This is a genomic window from Achromobacter sp. ACM01, assembly GCF_014851745.1.
In the GTDB taxonomy this organism is placed as follows: Bacteria; Pseudomonadota; Gammaproteobacteria; order Burkholderiales; family Burkholderiaceae_B; genus Achromobacter; species Achromobacter aegrifaciens.
Genome location: NZ_JACVAF010000041.1, coordinates 1 through 254 on the forward strand (window position 1 = coordinate 1; position 254 = coordinate 254).

Annotated in this window: 1 rRNA gene; it reads left to right on the plus strand. The window is 50.0% G+C overall.

Going from position 1 to position 254, the window contains the following annotated elements:
• Positions 1-118: ribosomal RNA gene (locus IB268_RS30975) — 16S ribosomal RNA — on the plus strand; the annotation flags it as partial.
• Positions 119-254 lie beyond the last annotated feature (136 nt).

The window sequence follows — 254 nt, forward strand, 5'->3', positions numbered from 1 at the left end:
TTTACCAGAAGTAGTTAGCCTAACCGCAAGGGGGGCGATTACCACGGTAGGATTCATGACTGGGGTGAAGTCGTAACAAGGTAGCCGTATCGGAAGGTGCGGCTGGATCACCTCCTTTCAGAGCTTAAGTGCTCGTGTTAAGCGTCCACTCTTATCGGTTGTTGTTGTAGCTGGAGTCAATATCATTGGCGCCGCGTAGAAGCTAACTCATAGCGCTGCATGCAGTGTTATGAGTTGGGTTTTACCCAACAGCT